This is a genomic window from Lutibacter sp., from assembly GCF_041596795.1.
In the GTDB taxonomy this organism is placed as follows: domain Bacteria; phylum Bacteroidota; class Bacteroidia; order Flavobacteriales; family Flavobacteriaceae; genus Lutibacter.
The window spans coordinates 1-3,757 of sequence record NZ_JBFHHX010000219.1 but is presented as its reverse complement, the minus strand read 5'-3'; the positions used below and the strand labels follow the sequence as shown (position 1 = coordinate 3,757).

2 protein-coding genes are annotated in these 3,757 nt (G+C 27.0%); both read left to right on the top strand.

The window, feature by feature from the left end; genetic code table 11:
- Positions 1–714, top strand: a 714-nt coding sequence (locus tag ABY298_RS15435; protein ID WP_372746944.1) for an OmpA family protein, incomplete at its 5' end; no start/stop codon positions are given.
- Between the two features lie 131 nt (positions 715–845).
- Positions 846–3,757 (top strand): MG2 domain-containing protein (locus ABY298_RS15430; RefSeq protein ID WP_372746943.1); only part of this gene is annotated, 2,912 nt, incomplete at its 3' end.

Here is a 3,757-nt window from a genome sequence, read left to right as displayed (position 1 = left end):
TCTAACAGAAAAGGCGGAATGGGAGATGATGATATTTATAGTTTTACACAAACTAAACAATACTTTATTGAAGGTTTTGTTCAAAATAAAACTAGTTTAGATTTACTTCCAGGTGCTTTGGTTACTTTATTTGATGATAAAAACAATGTAATAAACGAAATAACTGTTGGCCAAGATGCTGCATATTCTTTTGAAATTGAACCAAATAAAAACTATAAAATTAAAGGATATCGCAAATTATTTAATCCTTATGAAGTTCCATTTTCAACAGATAAAAAAGGAAATATTGATAAAGATATTAAACTATTATTAGAATCTTACGAGGAAGTTGAAAAAGACATTGTAGTTGATAATGGCAAAACTCAAATTAAAATAAATCCAATTTATTTCTATTTCAACAAATGGAATATCAGAAAAGATGCAGCTTTAGAACTAAACAATATTGTTGCAATTATGAAAAAATATCCTGAAATGATTATTGAAATTGGAGCGCATACAGATGCCCGAGGAAAAGAATCTTATAACTTGGATTTATCTCATAAAAGAGCAAATTCTGTTCGTGAATATTTGGTGAGCCAAGGAATTCCAAATAACAATGTAAAATCTGTTGGTTATGGAGAAACCCAACCTTTAAACCATTGTACAAAACCAAAAATGTGTAAAAAAGAAGAATACGATATTAACAGAAGATGTGAATTTGTTATTCTAAACTAAAACAAAAATTACAAAATTTAAAAAACCTCTAAAAAAAATATTTTTTAGAGGTTTTTTATTTCAAATAAAATCAATTTAATATTTAAGCACTTAGGCATCAAATTTGTTAACTTTAAATAAAATTATAAAGTATGAAAAAAATTGCCATTGTATTTTTAGTCTTTTTATTATCCACTGTTTCCAATGCTCAAAATTTTCATGAACTTTGGAATGAAGTTCAAAAATTTGAATTAGACAATTTACCAAAATCTGCTTTAAAAGTTGTTGAAACTATTTCTATAAAAGCAAAAAAAGAGAACAATAATTCGGAATATATTAAAGCGCTCATTTATAAATCTAAATTTGCTTTAATACTTGAAGAAGAAGCACAACTTACTATAATCAATAATTTAAATAAGGAGATTTTAGAAAGTTCATTTCCAACAAAAAATATTTTAGAAAGTATACTTGCAGATTTATACTTGCAATACTTTCAACAAAATAGATGGAAATTTTATAACAGAACAACAACTGAAGAAAAAGTAGATAGTACAGATTTTAGAACTTGGGATTTACAAACCATTTTTAAAGAAATTCAAACACATTACAACAATTCTTTAAACAATAGTTTAGAAGCACAATTAACACCATTAAATAAGTTTAACAATCTTTTAAATACCGAAGAAAACTCTAAAACTTATAGACCAACTCTATATGATTTTTTAGCACATAGAGCCATCGATTTTTTTAATAACGAAGAGCAAAATTTAACAAGACCTGCCTATAAATTTGAAATTGACAATCAAACACTGTTAAAAAACAATATTGAATTTACATCGGAAATTATAACCTCCAAAGACAGTATTTCTAACCATTTACAGGCCTTAAAAATTTATAAAAACCTAACCTTATTTCATTTAAAAGACACTGATCCAACTGCCTTAATAACAGTAACTATTGAACGCTTAAATTTTGTTAAAAACAATGCTATTTTTACAGATAAAGACGAATTATATTTTAAAACACTTCAACAATTAAAAGAACAATTTAAAAACAACGAAGCATCTACAGAAATAGATTATGAAATTGCGAAATTTTTAAATGAACAAGCTAATTTATACATTCCGTTAACCGCTACAGAAAACCAGTTTAAACGTGCAGAAGCACTAAATATTTGTAAAAATGCTATTACTAGTTTTCCAACTTCAAACGGTGCAAAAAAATGTGAAATCTTAAAAAATGATATTCTATTAGAAAGAATTGAAATTACATCAGAAAAAAATGTACCAATAAATACAAATGCTCGCTTATTAATTTCATATAAAAATATTGAAAACGTTTATTTTACAGCCTATCAAATAAGTAATAATGAGCAAACAAATTTCAATAAAATTTATAACGATTCTATAAAAGTTGGCTTTATAAAAAAATTAAAACCATATAAAAACTGGGAAAAAACATTGCAAAACCAGTATGATTATCAACAACATACAACCGAAGTTTTACTACCAAATTTGGATCAAGGCAATTATTTAATAACAGCCACTATTAAAAACGAAACTATTTCAACAGGCAATACATTTGCACACAACTTTATACAAATAACCAATTTAGTGCTTATTGAAAACCATCAAGGCACCAATTACAATTACCAAGTTGTAAACAGAAACACAGGTAAACCAATTGAAAATGCAAAAGTTAATTTAAAAAATTACAATACCGGAAAGTATAACAAACAAATTAATAAAAACTTTATAACTGATAGCAACGGAGTGTTTGTTTACCAACCTAATAATTATCACAGAAATATAATTGCAACTGTTACAACACCTAATGATAAAGCTATTTTTGGCGATTATAATATGTATCAAAAAAGAAATAGCAACACAAATAAGGACGATAAAATAACTATAAAACCCTTTATTTTTACAGATAGAAGTATTTATAGACCCGGACAAACAGTTTATTTTAAAAGTATATTACTTAAAAAACAAGATGAAAAAACCGAAGTTTTAACTAACGAATTTGTTGAAGTTACACTAAACAATCCAAACGGAGAATTGGTAAAAAAATTAAACTTAAAATTAAATGAATTTGGAACTGTTTCTGGTGAATTTATAGTACCTAACACAGGTTTAACAGGAGAATACACCATTTCAACTAACAAAGACACACAAAATAATAGTGCTGTTTATACTTCTAAAAACACCACCTTTTTTACTGGTTACACAAAAATTTCAGTTGAAGAATATAAACGTCCTAAATTTGAAACAACATTTAAACCCGTTACTGAAACCTACAAACTAAACGATAGTGTTGCTGTTAACGGTGAAGCTATTGCTTTTGCCGGAAGCAAAATAAGCAACGCAAAAGTTGTGTACCGAGTAAAAAGAACCGCTAATTTTCCTCGTTGGTATAGTTGGAGAATGCCAAATTATTACCAATCAGAAGCATTAGAAATTACTAATGGCGAAACTTTTACTGATAACGATGGTAACTATAAAATAACCTTTAAAGCCCTACCCGATTTAAAAGTTTCAAAAGAAAGTTTACCAACATTTAAATACACTATTTCAGCAGATGTAACCGATATAAACGGTGAAACCAGAAGCACTGAAACTATTGTAAAAGTTGGTTATCATGCATTGGAAGCATCTGTTTCAATTCCTTCAAAAGTTGATAAAAACAGTAAAGAGAATTTACTAACTATTACAACCAATAATTTAAATAATGAATTTGTTCCAACTAAAGGAACTATCAAAATTTACAAATTAAAAGCACCTAAAAATCCGTTGCGAGACAGACCTTGGGAAGCACCAGATTACAATGGTTTTACTAGAGATGACTTTGAAAAATTATTCCCTCACGATCCGTATTCAAGTGAAGAAAATGATGTGAACAATTGGGAGCTAGCCAATTTAGTTTTTGAAAAAGAATTTAATACTGAAACATCTAAAAAAATTGAATTAGGAAATATAAAAAAATGGTTGTCAGGAAATTATAAAATAATTTTAGAATGTAAAGATAAATTTAATCAAGCTGTAAAAGACGAACAAACTTTTGA